4 protein-coding genes are annotated in these 1,838 nt (G+C 42.2%); 2 read left to right on the forward strand and 2 right to left on the reverse strand.

Going from position 1 to position 1,838, the window contains the following annotated elements:
• Both WKV44_10520 and WKV44_10525 read left to right on the forward strand, forming a co-directional pair.
• Window positions 1–706, forward strand: a 706-nt coding sequence (locus WKV44_10520) for a DUF4329 domain-containing protein (protein MEM5948969.1), incomplete at its 5' end; no start/stop codon positions are given.
• 16 nt (window positions 707–722) lie between these two features.
• Window positions 723–1,034 (forward strand): hypothetical protein, encoded by a 312-nt coding sequence (locus WKV44_10525; protein ID MEM5948970.1) that lies wholly within the window; start codon window positions 723–725, stop codon window positions 1,032–1,034.
• Here WKV44_10525 and WKV44_10530 read toward each other — a convergent pair.
• Both WKV44_10530 and WKV44_10535 read right to left on the reverse strand, forming a co-directional pair.
• A complete protein-coding gene (locus tag WKV44_10530; GenBank protein ID MEM5948971.1) occupies window positions 1,020–1,211 on the reverse strand; it encodes a hypothetical protein in 192 nt (63 codons plus the stop codon). The two genes, WKV44_10525 and WKV44_10530, sit on opposite strands and share 15 nt — an antisense overlap.
• A gap of 426 nt (window positions 1,212–1,637) precedes the next feature.
• Window positions 1,638–1,838, reverse strand: a 201-nt coding sequence (locus tag WKV44_10535) for a hypothetical protein (GenBank protein ID MEM5948972.1), incomplete at its 5' end; no start/stop codon positions are given.

Below are 1,838 nucleotides of genomic sequence, written 5' to 3' on the forward strand. Positions count from 1 at the left end.
CATACCGCAGGCTCCTGTAAGTGATGAGGCGCGCAAGCACAACCAGAGCCTCCCCGGGCAGGGCGGTGTGTACAACCTGGTAAACTTCCAGCTGTACCACTATGCGGGGAATAATCCGGTTAAGTATGTGGATCCCACGGGGATGTGGATTGATAACGGGGATGGAACATATACAGTAGAGACCGGAGATACTTTATATAGCCTGGCAAAATTGACTACAGGGGATGGGAAAAATTGGGTAAATTATGGCTACACTGAAGAGCAAGCCAAGAATTTAAAGGTAGGTGATATAGTAAATGCCAGAGTGTTTTCTAGTGAAGATGAAGCGGCAAAGGCTTGGTCAGCTTCATATATGGGTGCTTCGATTTCAGCAGATGTTGAATATGGTTCTACTATTTACACCGTAAAAACACCTGATGGAAGTATTAAGTACTCATATACTAATCCGGTAGTTGGAACCGTTAATACGGTATCTCCAAGTTGGCCGACAGATCGTTCAAAAGTAGTAGCTTTTATACATTCTCATGGTGCTTCAACTACAGGGTTTTTGGATTATCAGTTTTCTAATGTTACAACAGTTTCAGGAACGAGGAATGGTGATATACCTTATGCTGATTACTATGGGATCAATGGATACCTTGTTCGCCCGGATCTTGTGATACTTAAATATATTGTGGGGTCTAAGTCAACTGTCACTGTGCCTTGATGATAGGAGGATTGAAGTGAAGAAGATATTAATTATTGCATTTGTATTTTTCTTTCCGATATGTATTGCTTTATTGGGAGGACCCATGCCTGGAGATGTCTATACAATTGATGGTGAAGTAGTGCAAGCTATTGAAGTAGCTTTTGATAGGTATTGTGTTATGACAACGGCGGAAAAAATATTAAATAACTATGAATTTTCTGTAAAGGTAGAATTGAATCAAATATTAGTTGATATAACAGTAAAAGGCCCAGTTTTAGGTGGTATTGGTAGGTTTAGTCTCGACAGAAAGACTTACAAAATATTACAAGAATCATATCACCCATAGATTACTCCTGAATTTTCCTGATCTGCTTAAAAGAATATGCTTAGTAGAAATTTCTAGGCTCCGTATTGCCTCATCCAAAAATCTAACCCTGAGTACTTGATGCCTCATCATAAATTCTAACCCGTAGTAGTAGTGTTTTCTTTCTCTTTTTGCTTCTTTTTCTCTTTCTTTGTGCATCCTGTGGACATGTGGATATCCTCCCTGGGGGTGGTCACCTCCCCCTGTTGTAGTTCCTTCTGGTGCTTTCGTGCACGGATCTGGAAGTTAGTGTACAATTTTTTCTGTAAATTGGGTTGAAAAAGCAGGGCGATCGGGCTCAACTGGTGAGTGATTAACAAACCGCAATGGGAACCCGATGGCCTACGAAACAGAGTATACACTTTTAGAGGATATTATCCAGATGTTGGCGGCGAATAGAGACAGCAAATTTCCCCGCGGTTATCGAGATAGTGTAAAATCGAGTTAGTAATTTGATAGTAAAAAAGTAGCTGTCAGATACGGTGTGCCTGCCTTTGCCCCATATTTGCCGGAGGCAGGAGCGGCCGCAGCCTGCTTGCTGTGTTGTGCCACATAGGCTGCGGCTGCGACGTTCGGTATAAAGTCTTAAAATTTCTGAAGCAGAGTATTAAAAGATTGTGTTATACTGTTGAGGACTGTTTTTAGAGAAGGGAAGTATGGGAGAGGCGTTATGAGTGGGATGAGGAGAACCGGCTTAAGGCGAGCATAGAGGGGGATTTGACGGTAAATTATGTGTACGGAGCGGATGGAGAGAGAGCGGTAAAGTACAGCAGGCTTGGGGAGACT

Source organism: Spirochaetia bacterium 38H-sp, assembly GCA_039023545.1.
Lineage (GTDB): Bacteria > Spirochaetota > Spirochaetia > Winmispirales > Winmispiraceae > Rarispira > Rarispira pelagica.